The sequence below is a fragment of the Shewanella sp. YLB-07 genome (genome assembly GCF_009377275.1).
In genome coordinates, this window is the sequence record NZ_VOQB01000001.1 from 57,805 (window position 1) to 73,613 (window position 15,809).

Below are 15,809 nucleotides of genomic sequence, written 5' to 3' on the forward strand. Positions count from 1 at the left end.
ACGTGGATTGATATTGCAGGCATCGTTAGTTCTAATTTTTGAGACTTGTAGATTCCGATTTCATCATCTTTCTTAAGAGCTGACGTAGCAGTGTGCAGGCTTCATTACCTGAGCCTGTGTGCTGAATGACATCTATATTAGCCACCCAACCCAACTCTTCAAACTCTACAGGAATTTTGCAAAGTTGTTTGCTATTTATTGCTTCTTGGGCAAGATGGGTTGGGAGTAGCCCCCAACCAAATCCAGATTTAGCCAATTCAAGCAAAACATAGTAATTGTCCGCATACCAGACATCCGGTGAATGTTGCTGATTATAATTGCTTGGAGCCCTGTCTCTGCCACCTATGATCAACTGCCTATGTAATTTTAGCAGATCCATATGTTTAGATTTCGAACTTGCTAATGGGTGATTAGGGCTAATCAATAGTTCAAATTCAATAGTCCCTATGGACTCGAAATCGATATTTTCAGGGTAGATAAACTCACTGAAGACCAGACCAAGATCGGCACGCTTTTCACTGACTAGCTGGATGATATCTTGGCTCGAAGCGTTCAAAAATTCGAGTTGTATATGAGGGAAGTATTCAGTGAATTCGATCAGATAATGGGTTAATTGGCTATAGGGTACCCCTTCATCCAGTGCCAAGGTTAACTTTTGTGGCTGCCCCTCACTTAAGGCTTCAACTTGTTGGTTGAGCCTTCTATGCTGGGCAATGACTGCGTTTGCTTGGGGTAAAAGAGCCTCACCGGCTGCAGTCAGCTTAGGGTAACGGCCGGAGCGATCGAACAGTGTCTGATCACTGTCGATCTCCATATTCATAATATTTTGACTTACCGCAGATTGTACCTTGCCCAGTTTCCTGGCCGCGGCCGAAAATGAGCCTGTTTCCACGGTTTCTACGAATGAGTAAAGCTGCTCGAGTGTTAACATATCAGTATTTGTGATGGTAACTAACTTTGTTCTATCATAATTTGGCTTGATAATGGCTGCAAGTCTTTTAGAGGAGTCGCTTGATGACAACCAAGCAACGCGTTACCCATGCCATTTTATTCGAACTGTTTGCCCTTGTGATAGTCGTGCCTCTAGCTATTATTATCACAGGGAAAGATACTTCCGAACTACTCCTGGTTGCCATAGGACTTAGTGTCTATGCGGTAATTTGGAACTATTTTTATAATATCTGGTTCGATAAGCATTTTGGCAATAACAGAAATAAGCGCAGTATAGGGACAAGAATAGGCCATGCATTGGGCTTCGAAGGAGGCATCATAGTTGCGACATTACCCATCGTATCTTGGTTCTTGGGTATCTCAATATTCGCCGCCTTCATACTCGAGTTTACGTTTCTGGTGTTGTTCTTCTTTTACGCCATCGCTTTTAATTATGTCTATGATCGTGTTTGTCAGCGGTTACTAACAACACCGGTTTAGTGACTTATTAAACTAGATTGGCTAAATTAGTGAATGTTAGGTTTTCGTGACTCGCTTAAAGTTTATAGTGCTAAGTAATTGCGAAATTTGCAGAAGGATATAAAATACGCCAATCTGCGAGGATAATCTTTAGTATTTCACGTCAGGGCCGATGAGCTATTATAAGCTTTAGGCACAAGCTATAGGCGTCAATGGCCATTATAGGTTACAAATGATGAATAAATTTTGGCTTATTTTATTATGCTTTATTGGGCTTATTCTCAGTCCTGTAGCATTTGGCTGGAATGATAGTGATAAAGATGGGGTACCGGATATCAAGGATGCCTGCCCGCATACGCCCTTGGGTGTACTGGTCGATGCTTCAGGTTGTGATAAGAGTCGACTATTCAAGCCGGTTTGTTTAATCACAACCGATGACAGGGTTTATCCTGATACTTGTATTCAGGCCACTGAGTTAGCGTTAAATTTTGAGTTCGCTAAGACTGAGATACTCTACTCCCAATGGCAAATTCTCGCTCAAATAAAACAATTTTTACAGCTAAATGACGTTAAATTATGCCTCATTGGACATACTGATGCCGTTGGGAGTGTAGAGGCCAATCAGCTCTTATCCGAGGCAAGGGCAAAAACTGTTAAGGGTATCTTAGTTGAAGATTATGGCTTCGATCCGGAACGCTTTATCGTGAGGGGGATGGGAACTCGCTCTCCAATCAGTACAAATGATACACCAGTAGGCAGGGCCCTGAATCGACGGGTCAATTTTTTAGTCGAGTTAGATCACTAGCGAGCAAGTAGGGCTCAGGGAGTCCGCTTAGAATTTTGATTTGAATTAAACCTGAGGTTAAACAGTTCATATTTATATGAGCTGTTTTTTGGTGTTAGATTTGAATTGCGTTAACTCAAACATTTGTTTGGGAAATTTTTAGGGAGTAATACATGGAAAACTTGGAAGGTTTGATCGAGCAAGCGCCAGAGCTTATCGTGACCTATGGAATGAAGATCATTTTTGCGATTGTCATCTTTGTTATCGGTAAATATTGTGCCGGTATTGCTAAGAAGTTATCTAGTAAGTTGATGACCAAGCGTAAAGTTGATCCTACCGTTGTTTCATTTGTCTCAAATATGGCATGGTCACTCGTGTTTGTGTTCACCATAGTGGCAACACTTGGACAGATTGGCGTACAGACAGCATCACTGGTTGCTGTTATCGGTGCCGCGGGTCTAGCGGTTGGCTTGGCCCTACAAGGTTCACTGTCTAATTTCGCTTCAGGCGTCTTGATGGTGATGTTCCGCCCATGTCGTGTCGGTGATTATGTTGAAGCCGCCGGTATCGCGGGTACAGTCAATGAGATCACTATTTTCTCAACTAAGCTACTGACACCGGATAATAAACTTATTGTGGCGCCAAACTCAGCCATGATGGACGGTACTATTATTAACTATTCTGCGATGGATACTCGTCGTGTCGATTTCGTTATCGGAGTTTCTTATGATGCAGATCTTTTGGAAACGAAGAAGGTACTGACGCGCGTTATTGAGAACAACCAGTATGTATTGAAAGATCCTGCTTACACTATCGCATTGTCTGAGCTTGCCGATTCGTCGGTTAACTTCGTGGTTCGCCCATGGGTTAAGGGCAGCGATTACTGGCCAGCTTATTTTGAAATTCTAGAGCAGATTAAACTAGCACTAGATGAAGCTAACATAGGTATCCCATACCCTCAGATGGATCTTCACTTGAAAGAGACACCAGCAGTTGCATCTTCTGCAGCAGCTTAAGTCTACATTTTTATTGTGACTGCTAGATCTTACTCACACGCTAGCGCACCGAGTGAGACCGCTGGCAATTAGATCGCTGAAAGTTAGACTGCTGGAAGTTAAAAAGGAAAAAGGTCGGCATTTGCCGACCTTTTCTATGTTTGGAACATTTATGCCACACCCTATGGGTGGTTAGGCGTGGTATTTGTGTCTGGAACACTTATGAAGATTTACCAGGGACAGGTATAAATCTTCGCTATGTCTGGAACATTTATGCAACTAAGATACTAGGACCCTAGGACCCTAGGACCCTAGGAACTAGAATCTCAAGTCTTAATGTACCTCACCATATTGATAATCAAATTTTGGCATGCCCCAATGGAATTTTATTGCCAGCATTCTCAAGCCGAAACCAAATGGCAGACAGATGGCCAGGTTGACCCACTCACTGACTCCGTATGACTTAAGACCCACATAGAGTGCGGCAGTGAGCAGGGCGACTAGGGCATAGAGTTCTTTCTTGAAGATCAGCGGCACTTGATTACACAAGATGTCACGAATAACGCCACCAAAAACCCCGGTTACTAGCCCCATGACGATGGCCACTAGCGGGCTAAACCCTAGTAATAGTGTCTTCTGGGCACCGACAATAGAAAATACCGCCAAGCCTAAGGCATCTATGGCTAAGAAGAGCTTAGACAGATAGCGCATCACGGGGGCGATCACTACGGTGAGCAATGAAGCAAATGCAATGGCGATAAGGTAATGAACGTTCTCTACCCAGATTAAGGGATAGTTCCCCAGCATCATGTCACGCAAGGTACCCCCACCGATAGCCGTGGCACAGCCTATGATGACGACGCCGAAGAGATCCATCTGCTTCTTACCTGCACATAGGGCACCTGTCATCGCTTCGGCTATGATACCGATAAGCCAGAGAAGGCTAATAAATTGAACTTCTTGCATGATATAGAGTGCCGCTGAGTAAAAGGAGACGGATTTTGCCTGATAAAAAACCGAAGTGATAGCTATAAAAATTAATTTTATGGATTAGAATTTGTAATGATTAAGTTTTTTCCTCTCCCTTTGTTGCTGGTAATTTTGCTTTTATATGGTTAGTAATGGTAATCCAATATTGACTAATTATGTATTTATCATTGCCTTGAAGTATTGTTAGTGTTTTGTTGGGTTTTTATTGTGTTAACTGCAGTTCTACTCGTGATGATTTCTGACTTTATCTTATGAGCTAACGACTCTTATTTTTGGCAGATAAATACTGGCACTCGTTATGTTCAGGGAGTAGTATTCATGCCTCGAAATCATAAACAGGGGCTAAGATGATCGATTTTCGCAGTGATACAGTAACCAAGCCAACGACTGCAATGCGCGAGGCAATAGCCAATGCCGAAGTAGGGGATGATGTTTATGGCGATGATCCTACGGTAAACAGTTTAGAGGCCATGGCCGCCGAGATGTATGGCTTCGATGGTGCCTTATTCACTTCATCAGGTACTCAAGCAAACTTATTGGCCTTGATGGCTCATTGTGAACGTGGCGATGAGTATATTTGTGGCCAGCAGGCTCATAACTACAAGTTTGAAGGAGGCGGCGCGGCGGTACTTGGCAGCATCCAGCCTCAACCGCTGACTAACCAAGCAGACGGCAGTATCTTGCTCACCGACATTCAGGCTGCAATTAAGCCTGATGATGTCCACTTTGCTCACACTCAATTGCTCAGCCTCGAGAACACCATTGGGGGGAAAGTCTTGCCGCAGGCCTATTTGGCACAAGCGCAAACGTTAGCATTCGACAATAAGCTGAAAATCCACTTAGATGGTGCTCGAGTCGCTAATGCGGCCGTTGCGCAAAATATCGCTATCGGTGACATCACCCAATATTTTGATTCCGTTTCTATCTGCCTCTCTAAAGGCCTGTGTGCTCCGGTAGGCTCCTTGCTTTTAGGTGATGAGCGCTTAATTCATAAAGCCAGGCGCTGGCGTAAGATGCTTGGCGGTGGCATGCGCCAAGCCGGTATTTTAGCCGCAGCGGCTAAACTTGCTATCACTGACCAAGTCGATCGCCTGGCTATCGATCATGACAACGCGCGCTATTTAGCTGAGTGTTTGTCTGAGCTTGATGAATTTGAGATAGAAGCTCAGCAGGTGCAAACCAATATGCTGTTTGCCGAGGTGAAGCAAGATGTAGACATCAAGCATATCGCGACCGAGCTTAAGTCTCTGGGGATATTAATCAGCCCGGGTTCTACTTTGAGGTTAGTGACTCATGCCGATATCAGCCGAGCCGATATCGATAGCTTTATCGCTAAACTAAAAGGCTTGCTGGCTTAATGGTCTGATAGTGACTCATTAGCCAGTAATGTAATCATTAAAAAGTCTGCCGAGGCAGACTTTTTAAATTCACTCTTATTAAAACCAAGAATACCAAGGCTAGGTATTTCTACAGTTAGCGCCTCTAGTGAGAGTGGTTATTATGACTACTGCCGGGCATCTGTTGTCCGTCACTGGTATAAAACCCTGAGCTGCCGTGTTGAATGAATCCTTGAGTGATCATCTTGGCGATAAAGGGATCTGACTCGCTGTCGCCCACATCGGCAAAATCGATATCTTTGTATCCCGCAGTCAAGATCTTAAAATCCGCAGGTGTGACCGACTTTACCTCGCTGAGTTGATAAGTCAGTCGTTGCTCCCCTCGACCCATAGTGAGGCGGTAGGGTAGCTCGAGTGATGTTGCCCACTGCAGGCTCACCTCTTGCCCTCCCTGTTCACCGCTAAAACTCTCAACTGTCAGACAAGTGTGATCGATGTCATCGGCTTGCTTAAGCTCAGAGCGTACTTCTGGTGAGACGAGATGAAAGACCTGTTCTAAATCGTAGCTGATATTGAGGGATAGCAGGTCGCCAGTGCGATAACTCACAGAGCGTTTATCCATTGGAAAGTAGCGAACATATTCGCCGTTACGCTGCCAAGCCTCGAAGGTTTGCGGCGACCTTTGGTAGATAACCGTATCTTGGTAGCGCGTCAGTTGCAGCTCATGACCCAGCTTGCTTGAGTCATCTCCCTTGAATATCACATAAGTTGCGCTGAGCTGGCTCGGTGATATCCCGTCGCATACCTGCTGTATCTTGTCAGGCTGCTCGACACTCAAGGCTGGCTGAATCTGCGTCGATTGACTCGCTGTTGATAGGTTAGCTGCAGTGGAATGACTCGCTGTCGAATGAGCCGACACTGTGTGAACGAAACCTATGAGTAGGGTGGCGCTCAGCAAAGAATACTTCATAACAACTCCTGTGCTTTGGATTGTTTGAATGAAGGCCGTCTAAGTCGTACCTATGGGTATAAGATTAGACGGCCAATAAACAGCGGCTTATAGAGCCGCTTCGGCTTTTACGACTAAGCTCGCGGCGTGGTTTATCACATGGAAAATATGGTTCTGCTCTACAGTCCCTTGCACTAAGTGCGCGCCGGGTCCACTGGCAAAAATTCCCACATCTTCTCCCGCATGGGTTTCAGACTCTAATGGCACTAAGGCTTCTTGATGGAATCCTGCGCTTTGTGTATCCACATAGTTGAGGTCGAAACGACCGGCTGCGATTGGTAGGCCATAGCGCTCATCTCCGCCAGTTTCCAAAGCTGCGTAGCCACGACCATTGGTGTAGCCCACCGTAGTGTAAGGCATGCCGTTGGCATCGGTTGAGTTAGTGACGGCCGAGATGCCGCTGGAATCATTGCCCTTTACTAGGCCCAGAATAGGATTGCCTCGAGTCGGGTAACCGGCAATGGTGAACACATGGCTGTGATCTGCGGTAACCACAAGCAGAGTATCCTTGCTCGAGGTCTTTTCCATGGCGACGCGCACGGCTTCAGACAGAGCAATTGTGTCGTGTAGCGCTCTTGCCGCATTGCCTGCATGGTGGGCATGGTCGATACGACCCGCTTCTATGATAAGCACGAAGCCTTTGTCATTCTTCTTGAGAATATCGATAGACTTGGCCGTCATTTCGGCAAGGGATGGCTCGCCAGTCGCGCCGTCTGTCGTACGGTCGTAGTCATATTCCATATGAGATGAATTAAACAGACCGAGGGCATGGTCTGTGGTTGCTGGATCCAATGCTAAGAAGCTGTCTCTGTCGGCAACATAAGCTGAGTTGGCATATTTAGCGGTCCACTCAGATGTTAAGTCACGGCCATCGAGTCGCTTACCACTCTTGCCTTCAGGATCTGTCATTGTATTAGGGATAAATGCGCGACGTCCGCCGCCCATCACCACGTTGATACCCGAGCCATAGCCGTAATCCAGCAGTTGAGCCGCGATATCTTTACAGCCGTTACTCACGGCTTCTACCGTCAGGTCCGCATCACTCTCCCAGTTGCGCTCCGGTGAATGGGCATAGGTCGCGGCAGGGGTTGCATGGGTGATACGGGCGGTAGATATCACCCCAGTGGACATGCCTGCAATAGAGGCAAGTTCGATGGAAGTCATTAGATCTTGTCCCTGAGTCGACGCACAATTTCCGCGAGTCACGCCTTCAGCCTGTGAAAGCACGCCAACATCGGTTTTAACTCCTGTGACCATGGCCGTCATGGTGCCGGCAGAATCAGGTGTCTGACCATCGACATTGTAGGTTTTAGCCAGACCAAGATAAGGCAAGGTCTCGAACGAAAGTGAGTTTTCCTCACCTGTCTTGCCTTTAAGTTGACCATCTAATATTCGCGCCGCCGTCACAGTTGAAACCCCCATGCCGTCACCGACGAAAAGGATAATGTTTTTAGCTGCGCCTGCTTGATTATTTACCTCTAGTTCACTGGCTTGAGTCACACGACGTTGGCCATCTATGTACCACTCATTGACTGCGGCCCAATCTTTACCGTCGCTGCCGTTATTGCCATCACTGCCATTGTTACCATCACTGCCGTTTGTGCCGTTGTCACCGTCGCTACCACACGCCGCCAAACCTAAAATTGCTGCCATCGACAGTACGAGAAATTTCTTATTCATGATTTGCTCCAGATGAGTACTGTTTGATTAGTATTTAGTGCCGCCAAGCGATTGCGCCTGGTTGATGATATGGAAGATCACATTCTGCTCGATAACACCTTGAGCCAGATGAGAGCCGGGGCCAGTTGCATGAAGGCTGATATCTTCACCCGCATGGGTTTCACTGCTTAATGGCACTAATGACTGTTGCATAAAATTTTTCTGCTCTGTATCGACTGATGAAAGATCATCACGCTGGCCGATAATGGCGCCGGGGCCATTGGTGTAGCCTAATGTAGTGTATGGCTTGCCATCGTCTGCTATGGCTAAGTCACCACCTACGTTATGGACCAGACCAAGAATGGGATTACCACGCTCCGGGTAACCGGCAATGGTGAATACATGGCTGTGATCTGCGGTGACCATGATTAAGGTGTCATCGGGGTTGGTATTTTCAAACGCGGCTTTTACCGCATTTGATAATTCTACCGTGTCCACTAGGGCGCGATGGGCATTACCCGCATGGTGAGCGTGATCGATTCGGCCCGACTCAACGATAAGCAAGTAGCCTTGCTCATTCTTGTTGAGGATCTCGATGGACTTGGTGGTCATCTCTGTGAGTGAGGGCTCACCTGCGGTGTCATCTAGACGGTCCGCCTCATATTCCATATGTGACGAATTAAACAGGCCAAGCAGATGATCTGTAGTGCTGGTATCTATGGCATCGAAACCTTCTTTATCCCACACATAGGCGGCATTGCTGAAGTTTTCTGTCCAGGCTTGAGTGAGATCCACACCATCACTGCGACGACCCGATTTATTCTCACCGTCGGTCACGGTATCAGGAATAAAATTGCGGCGGCCGCCTCCCAATGCCACACTCAAAGCGTCAGCCTCATCACGCATCACTAGCTGATACGCTATGTCTTTACATTCATTGGTTATTGCTTCTGTAGGTAAATTGCTATCGGCTTCCCAGCCTCGCTCTGGTGTTGCGGCATAAGTCGCAGCTGGTGTGGCGTGTGTGATACGAGCCGTACTGACAACGCCAGTAGATAGCCCCTTGGCATTGGCTAAGTCGACTAGGGTGATTAACTCGTTACCTTTAGATGATAAGCAGTTAGCGCGAAGGCTGGCATCTGAAACAGATAACACTCCGGCTTTAGACTTAACCCCGGTAGCCATGGCGGTCATAGTGCCAGCTGAATCCGGAGTCTGCTGGTTGGTGTTATAGGTTTTAACTAGGGCCGTGTGAGGAAACTGCTCGAAGCTAAGAAAGTTTTCTTCACCACCGTCATTGCCTTGGAGCTGCTGACCTTGATAGATGCGCGCCGCCGTGAGTGTCGAAATACCCATGCCGTCACCGACAAACAGAATGACATTTTTGGCTTGGGTCTTGTTCGTTTGCAGGGTTTTATCGTTGACAACTTGCGCACTGGTTTTGAACCATAGACTGTCAGTTTGCGTGGCAGGTAAAACTGCGGCGTTGGCCGCCATAGTCACTAAACTGCATGAAACGAGTGCAGCTACTTTTTTCATATTAATCACTATCATCACCCTTATTGTATTGAGGTATGTTGGGATTTCATTTTTAGACGCGACGATTGTCGGTGTTTTTCATGACAGAAATGGGTTGGGTATGTGTAGGTTTTGTGACTTTGTTGTGGGGCGACGAGGCTTTACTCTTTTCTTGCTGAGCTCAATCTGTTTGCTTACGGTGCAAACTACCGAGACTTACTCGATATTGGTGAGGTAGTTCCATTTAATATCTTATTAAGCTGTTGTTTATTAGCTAATTAAAAGTTGGCCCTCAACTTGCTACCTATTAATAGGTATTCAGTGTCATTCGAAATGAAGGCCTGTTACTGGCTCTGAATCTTTGTAGTCAGACATTGAAACTGATTAACTTTTGACTGTTAAGTTTTAAGAAGGGAGATATAAATGAAATATTACAGCCGTAGATTTATCAAACCTGAGCACCTAAATCCTGCTAATGCACTGTTTGGTGGCCAGCTGTTAAGTTGGATAGATGAGGAGGCGGCCATTTTTGCCGGGTGCCAGATGCACAGCCAGAGCATAGTGACTAAGATTATTTCGGAGATTAACTTCAGAACTCCTGCCAGGCAGGGAGATGTTATCGAGTTTGGACTAGAGATGGTCAGCGCTGGTTCTAGCTCGATAACCGTGCGCTGTGAGGTGAGAAACAAGGTGACCCGTCTACCTGTGGTCTACATAGATAAGATGGTGTTCGTGAATGTTAATGAGCAGGGCTTGCCAATTCCACATGGAATTCGTGCAAACGCAGCCTGACTCGAGGCCTGAAGAATTAAAGGACTAGGCATAGGCTTAGTCCTTTTTATTGTCAGTGTGTTAGGCTAGCGGCCAATTCATGCCTTCCGGTCTGTGCCTTGCTACTATGCCGGACAATAAAATCCTGTCAGCCCTATGAACACATTAACGCATTCCATTCGAAACCTGATGAGTCAATTGAGTCGGGAGTCCATAGGCCTTATCTGCTGTTGTATTGCGGCGGCCGCCTTCCTCATCTTCCCCGAGACGGCAATATCTTTGGTGGCCGGGGTAACGGGTTATGCTATCCACGAATTTGGCCTGGCTTTTATCATCATTCCCTCCCTATTTGTGATTTTATCTCTGGCCATCGCCTTGAGTCCTTGGGGTAAAATTAAGTTAGGTAAAGGTGCTAAACCCGAATTTGGCTTTGTCAGCTGGACCGCCATGTTATTTGCCGCAGGTATGGGGTCGGGACTTATTTTCTGGGGCGTGGCCGAGCCTATCGCCCATTATGCGCACCCCCCCGCATTTGTGTCTGTCGATAACATAGGTAAAGATAGTGCCCTAGCCTTGACCTATTTTCATTGGGGGCTACATGCCTGGAGCCTCTATGCTATTTCAGGTTTGGTGATGGCATGGTTTGCCTTCAATAAGTCCAGACCTATGACCATCTCGGCAAGCTTCACCGATAAACCAGAGTCAAGCCGGTATCAAGTATTCGATCTTCTGGCTGTGGTGGCGGTGATCTTCGGCGTGGCTGGAACCTTGGCCAATACCATAGCCTTAGTGGAAAGTGGCGTGGAGCAGAGCATAGGCTCAGATATTGGTGGACTGAGTTTTCGACTCGGTCTGCTAATGGCCATCACCTTAGCCTTTACCCTTTCATCTACCATGGGGCTGGATAAGGGCATCAAGCGGATGAGTCTGTTTAATCTGCTGTTGGTTGTCGTCATGCTGGTGGCGGTGTTAGCCTTGGTCGACCCTCTATCTGTCGCCAGTACTGTGGTGACTTCAACTCTGACTTATCTGCAACTCTTACCGTCTGTCTCTTTCTCTATTGATATGGATTCTCGACAATGGAGTGAAGGTTGGAGCATCATCTATTTTGTCTGGTGGATTGCCTGGGCACCTTTTGTCGGTCCCTTTATCGCTCGAATCAGTCGTGGTCGTACCATACGTCAATATCTGCTGTGCACCATACTCATACCCACTATGACCTCCATTGTCTGGTTCAGTACCTTCGGCGGCAGTGTATTCGAGATGAGTATCTTGCCTGATGTAGTACAGGCGACCAATACAGATTTTACCTTAGGCCTGTTCACTTTCTTCGATAACCTGGCTTTTGGAAAAATCCTGACCTACAGCGCCATCTTGCTTTTGATAACCTTTGTGATTACCAGTGCCGATTCGGCTATCTATGTCACTAGCATGATGACGGGGAGTCAGGCGGTGAAATCTAAGTTGATGTGGAGTCTGGTATTAGTTGCGATCACGGCGGCTCTGGTATTGAAAAATAATATCGACCTGAATAAGCAGATCGCGATTTTTGGTGCGCTCCCCTTTACGCTAATTTTACTCGCTCAGGCAGGCATCATGGTGAAAGAACTGATAAAACATAAGTCATAGATGTAAGTAGAACGGAATTAATTGAATTGGAATGATATTTTGTGTCCAGATTCCCCTTTTCGCTAATTTTACTCGCTCAGGCAGGCATCATGGTGAAAGAACTGATAAAACATAAGTCATAGATGTAAGTATAACGTAATGAGTTGAATCGGAACGATATTTTGTGTCTTGGCTTAAATTTCGGCCCACTCTATTTTTTCGGCGCTCTGAGCCATTTTCCGAATAGGATCATAGTCTCTGTCCTCGGTCGCGGAGAAATGTGAGATCTCAACCTTGTCCAATATACTTCGGCCGATAGGATCTTGGTGCATCTCCACTAAGAGATGTTTAATGCGTCGACGTAATTCAACCGGGACAAGCCTAGATATCATCCAGGGCGGGAAACTGCTGGGGCCAAGGGTGTCTATTACGCGCAGCTTTGAAGCGAGTTCTGGGCGTTTTATCATCTCTAATTCCAGTACCCAGCTATCGATAGCCGAAGCGTCGATCCGATTGTCTAAGATCATCTGTATCGAGTTCTGGTGGGCACCTGATTCGACAATCTTGCCAAAATATCGACAATCCTTACCCATCTTAGCCAGATGGTCACGCACGACATAAGTGCCAGAGTGGGACTGTGGTTCATTATAGGACCAACGCATGCCTTCGAGATCGGCAAACTTGCGTATTGGACTGTCTTTGTGCACCACCACATCAGAATAGTAGACGGCCCTATTGCGGTAACGCCTGCCCTTTAATACTGGTGTCGCCAGCAATTCAACTTGGGGAGCAGGTTTGTCTACCTTCCAGATATAGGGAAGGCCGCAGATCCAACATATTTCGATATCGCCGGCATCGAAGCCGAGCTCCCGCTCTTGCCAGGGGATATCCAGACAAGCTTCTATGTGGATATTTAATCTATTAGTCAGGTATTCGGCCAAAGATTTTACAAAATCATCGGCATTAGGGGCCATGCAGGAGGTGAGTTTCAATGTGTTCATTTTTCTATTTTGGCTGCGGTTTTAGTCTGGGTATGTAAACAGAGGGGTTAGGCCTCGATTCGATATACTTAGTTCTTTTTCTCATCTTCATCGCTTAAGTCTGCTTTAACCGATTTGACCGCATCACGAGAGGCGTGGCCTATGGCCTTAGTTGCATCTCTCGTTGCATGACCTATCTCAGTAGTGACTTCCTTGGTGGTTTGGCCGATAGTGCGTCCTGCATCTTGTAGGTCAGCGCAGCCAGTCAGTCCGATAAAAAGCACTAGAACCATCAGGGATAATTTCATTTTGAATACTCAAGGTTAGATGTCCGGGCTATTTTAGCGGTTTAAGGCCGTGGCCGAAAGAGAAACAAGCTTCTTGTTATGGACTAGGGGGCGCAGGTATTTTATCGGGAGTTTGGAAAATGCTTGGTTATTAAGTCTTAAAATGTGCACTGCCTCATAAAAGAGGCAGTTTAAATTAAGCATTTGGAGTTTTAGCCCACAGCTTCTATACCAATTGGCAGACTAGAGCTTAGCTAGTTTTTCATCAAGATCTGCTATCAAGTGCTGCATGATCTCTTGTACCGATGTATCTTTAGTCGACTCATCCATGAAGATCTTAAAGGTCACCAGCACATGACCATCGTCTTTAATTCGTTTGTTTTGCATCGAGAAATAAGCACTCTCGGCCTCAGCCTCTCTAACGACGAATCCATCCAGTTCGAAGATACGGTTACCTGAGCGGTCGTGCCATTTTGTGATTCGGCTTAATCCAATTTCGCAAGATTGATTAAATTCAACATGATTTTGCCATGTTGTTGGGTGTGCAGGATCTTTAACGTGTGGGCATCGAACGGTATAGTTGTATACATGTGAGATTGCTGTCATATATTACCTACTTGTTTGCGAGTACTAATGCCATCATAGACATTGCTTTTCTGATCGGTCAACTTTATTCGTCTTTATTCATATAAGTTTACTGTCTCTTCCTAACGAGAATAGTGAACTTGCTATAACTCTTTTTTAGCATGACTCAAACCCAGATAACCTTGTGCTAGATCTCACTTTTTAACTATTTATCACTCTTGTTTCGTCTTCGGTTAATAAAGCAACAGCTAATTGACTATTGGGCTGTGTGTTGTCGGGTCCTTTACTCCAAGAATGAATACCTATCAGTAAAGGTGATACTAACTAACTTCTGTATCTCATGTTTAAAGATGATAATCAGTAAATCATTTGCTTGATTCACAGACTATATATCCAAAATCTTTGGATACATATGTATTGCTATATGTTGTTCAATTTGCAAAGGAGGCAGTGAGTGAACACTTAGTGATGAATGAAATGTGATGCAAATGAAATAAAATTGTAAATAGCTATTAATGCCGCATTTATCTGCTTATAATTTCTCGATAAAAATTAAATTTCTATACTCTACCGGAGGCTTAAATGCTGGCCAGAACCGTTTCAATTTTTAAGTGGTGCGCTCTTTTCATCGCCACAGTGCAACTCACGGCTTGTGGAGAGGCTCCGGCGCCTCAAGCCCCAATGCTTCCTAGTGTGATAGTCAATACGGCTAATACCAAAGAAATTCAGTCAAAGTCTGAGATAGTAGGACGTACCAGGGCATCTGAAGATGTCACCATCAAGTCTCAAATCCAGGGTCAATTACTCAAGCGTGCGTTTATTGAGGGGGATGACGTTAGTGCCGGCGATCTGTTATTTGAGATCGACCCTGCCAATTATATTTCCGAGTTAGCTCAGCAAAAAGCGGTGCTTAAGCAGGCACTAGCATCGAGAGATGTGGCGGTAATGAATTGGGAACGTGGCAGAAGACTGCTTCCCGATGGAATGATCAGTGCTCAAGATATGGATGAGTTAACTTCACGTAAGCTCACCACTGCAGCAGGTGTGGTACAAGCCGAAGCCGCCGTGCAAGGGGCCGAGTTACAACTTAGTTACACCAAGGTCTACGCACCTATTTCCGGTCGTATCAGTAATGCTAAGGTCAGTACCGGAGACATAATTACGCCAAATTCAGAGATGGCGAACCTGGTTCAGCTGCAACCTATGTGGGTTAACTTTCAGGTTGCAGAGAAGACGCTTATCTCTGCACGGCAGAATTTCTCACAGGCGGCAAAACATGAGGTGAAGATCTCAGATATCGTGATAAGCCTGCGTCTGCCTAATGGCAGCATGTTTAACGAGACGGGTTATATCGATTTCATCAGTAATAAAGTCGATGCAGCGACGGGAACCTTACCCATCAGAGCAACTTTCAAGAACGATGTTAAGTTAATGCTGCCAGGCCTGTTTGTGACTCTGATAATCGAATCCCCCATCAAAGAGAAAGCCTTACTCATTCCTCAAGCCGCAGTACAGGAAGATCAGCAGGGACGTTTCGTCATGGTGCTCAATGATCAAGATGAAGTAGAAAAGCGCATCGTCGAGCTTGGTGAGCGTTTCGGTATCGACTGGCGTGTGCTTAGCGGTCTTGAAGATGGCGAGCGTATCGTAGTCGATGGCTTACAGAAGATCCGTCCGGGTATCAAGGTGAATGCTGTCGAACAAGAAATCGTGCCATTTCAAGATACTCAAGCTACACCCACTGCCAGCGATGCTAAGTAAAGTAGGACTAAATGTATATGAGTGAATTTTTTATTGGTGGCTCTAAAATTAGCCTAAGTTTGCCTTTGTCACTGGCTAACAGGGAAATGTCATGATTAGTGAATTTTTTATTGGC

15 protein-coding genes are annotated in these 15,809 nt (G+C 45.9%); 7 read left to right on the forward strand and 8 right to left on the reverse strand.

Features of this window, described 5'->3' with window-relative positions; all coding sequences use genetic code 11:
* Positions 1 to 31: 31 nt before the first annotated feature.
* Positions 32 to 931, reverse strand: a complete 900-nt coding sequence (locus FS373_RS00285; RefSeq protein ID WP_152828831.1) for a LysR family transcriptional regulator — start codon at positions 929 to 931, stop codon at positions 32 to 34.
* 83 nt (positions 932 to 1,014) lie between these two features.
* Between FS373_RS00285 and FS373_RS00290 the strand changes: the two genes are divergently transcribed.
* From FS373_RS00290 to FS373_RS00300, 3 genes are all read left to right on the forward strand, one after another.
* Positions 1,015 to 1,431 carry a PACE efflux transporter gene (locus tag FS373_RS00290; RefSeq protein WP_152828832.1) on the forward strand — a complete coding sequence of 139 codons (417 nt, stop codon included), beginning with the start codon at positions 1,015 to 1,017 and terminating at the stop codon, positions 1,429 to 1,431.
* A gap of 211 nt (positions 1,432 to 1,642) precedes the next feature.
* The gene (locus FS373_RS00295; RefSeq protein WP_144047630.1) at positions 1,643 to 2,215 is read left to right on the forward strand and encodes an OmpA family protein; all 573 of its coding nucleotides are present in this window, start codon (positions 1,643 to 1,645) and stop codon (positions 2,213 to 2,215) included.
* Between the two features lie 152 nt (positions 2,216 to 2,367).
* On the forward strand, positions 2,368 to 3,210 hold the full coding sequence (locus FS373_RS00300) for a mechanosensitive ion channel family protein (RefSeq protein ID WP_152828833.1): 843 nt from the start codon (positions 2,368 to 2,370) through the stop codon (positions 3,208 to 3,210).
* A 312-nt stretch (positions 3,211 to 3,522) separates the two neighbouring features.
* On the opposite strand, the gene FS373_RS00305 is transcribed toward FS373_RS00300, so the two are convergent.
* Positions 3,523 to 4,155 carry a trimeric intracellular cation channel family protein gene (locus FS373_RS00305; RefSeq protein WP_144047628.1) on the reverse strand — a complete coding sequence of 211 codons (633 nt, stop codon included), beginning with the start codon at positions 4,153 to 4,155 and terminating at the stop codon, positions 3,523 to 3,525.
* A gap of 371 nt (positions 4,156 to 4,526) precedes the next feature.
* Between FS373_RS00305 and ltaE the strand changes: the two genes are divergently transcribed.
* Positions 4,527 to 5,537, forward strand: a complete 1,011-nt coding sequence (gene ltaE, locus FS373_RS00310) for a low-specificity L-threonine aldolase (protein WP_144047627.1) — start codon at positions 4,527 to 4,529, stop codon at positions 5,535 to 5,537.
* Positions 5,538 to 5,661: 124 nt separating this feature from the next.
* On the opposite strand, the gene FS373_RS00315 is transcribed toward ltaE, so the two are convergent.
* From FS373_RS00315 to FS373_RS00325, 3 genes are all read right to left on the reverse strand, one after another.
* Positions 5,662 to 6,486: a hypothetical protein gene (locus tag FS373_RS00315; RefSeq protein ID WP_152828834.1), complete on the reverse strand. Its 825-nt coding sequence runs from the start codon at positions 6,484 to 6,486 to the stop codon at positions 5,662 to 5,664.
* Between the two features lie 87 nt (positions 6,487 to 6,573).
* Complete coding sequence (locus FS373_RS00320) at positions 6,574 to 8,205, reverse strand: alkaline phosphatase (protein WP_144047625.1); 1,632 nt, start codon at positions 8,203 to 8,205, stop codon at positions 6,574 to 6,576.
* Positions 8,206 to 8,232: 27 nt separating this feature from the next.
* Complete coding sequence (locus FS373_RS00325; protein WP_144047624.1) at positions 8,233 to 9,738, reverse strand: alkaline phosphatase; 1,506 nt, start codon at positions 9,736 to 9,738, stop codon at positions 8,233 to 8,235.
* A 387-nt stretch (positions 9,739 to 10,125) separates the two neighbouring features.
* On the opposite strand from FS373_RS00325, the gene FS373_RS00330 reads away from it, so the two are divergent.
* A complete protein-coding gene (locus FS373_RS00330) occupies positions 10,126 to 10,494 on the forward strand; it encodes an acyl-CoA thioesterase (RefSeq protein WP_152828835.1) in 369 nt (122 codons plus the stop codon).
* A 135-nt stretch (positions 10,495 to 10,629) separates the two neighbouring features.
* Positions 10,630 to 12,102 (forward strand): BCCT family transporter, encoded by a 1,473-nt coding sequence (locus FS373_RS00335; RefSeq protein WP_227992484.1) that lies wholly within the window; start codon positions 10,630 to 10,632, stop codon positions 12,100 to 12,102.
* Positions 12,103 to 12,275: 173 nt separating this feature from the next.
* On the opposite strand, the gene FS373_RS00340 is transcribed toward FS373_RS00335, so the two are convergent.
* From FS373_RS00340 to FS373_RS00350, 3 genes are all read right to left on the reverse strand, one after another.
* Positions 12,276 to 13,082: a phosphate/phosphite/phosphonate ABC transporter substrate-binding protein gene (locus tag FS373_RS00340; protein ID WP_144047622.1), complete on the reverse strand. Its 807-nt coding sequence runs from the start codon at positions 13,080 to 13,082 to the stop codon at positions 12,276 to 12,278.
* Between the two features lie 68 nt (positions 13,083 to 13,150).
* Positions 13,151 to 13,369 (reverse strand): hypothetical protein, encoded by a 219-nt coding sequence (locus FS373_RS00345; protein WP_144047621.1) that lies wholly within the window; start codon positions 13,367 to 13,369, stop codon positions 13,151 to 13,153.
* A gap of 222 nt (positions 13,370 to 13,591) precedes the next feature.
* Positions 13,592 to 13,954: a cytoplasmic protein gene (locus FS373_RS00350; protein ID WP_144047620.1), complete on the reverse strand. Its 363-nt coding sequence runs from the start codon at positions 13,952 to 13,954 to the stop codon at positions 13,592 to 13,594.
* 561 nt (positions 13,955 to 14,515) lie between these two features.
* Here FS373_RS00350 and FS373_RS00355 point away from each other — a divergent pair.
* Positions 14,516 to 15,694 carry an efflux RND transporter periplasmic adaptor subunit gene (locus FS373_RS00355; RefSeq protein WP_144047619.1) on the forward strand — a complete coding sequence of 393 codons (1,179 nt, stop codon included), beginning with the start codon at positions 14,516 to 14,518 and terminating at the stop codon, positions 15,692 to 15,694.
* Positions 15,695 to 15,809 lie beyond the last annotated feature (115 nt).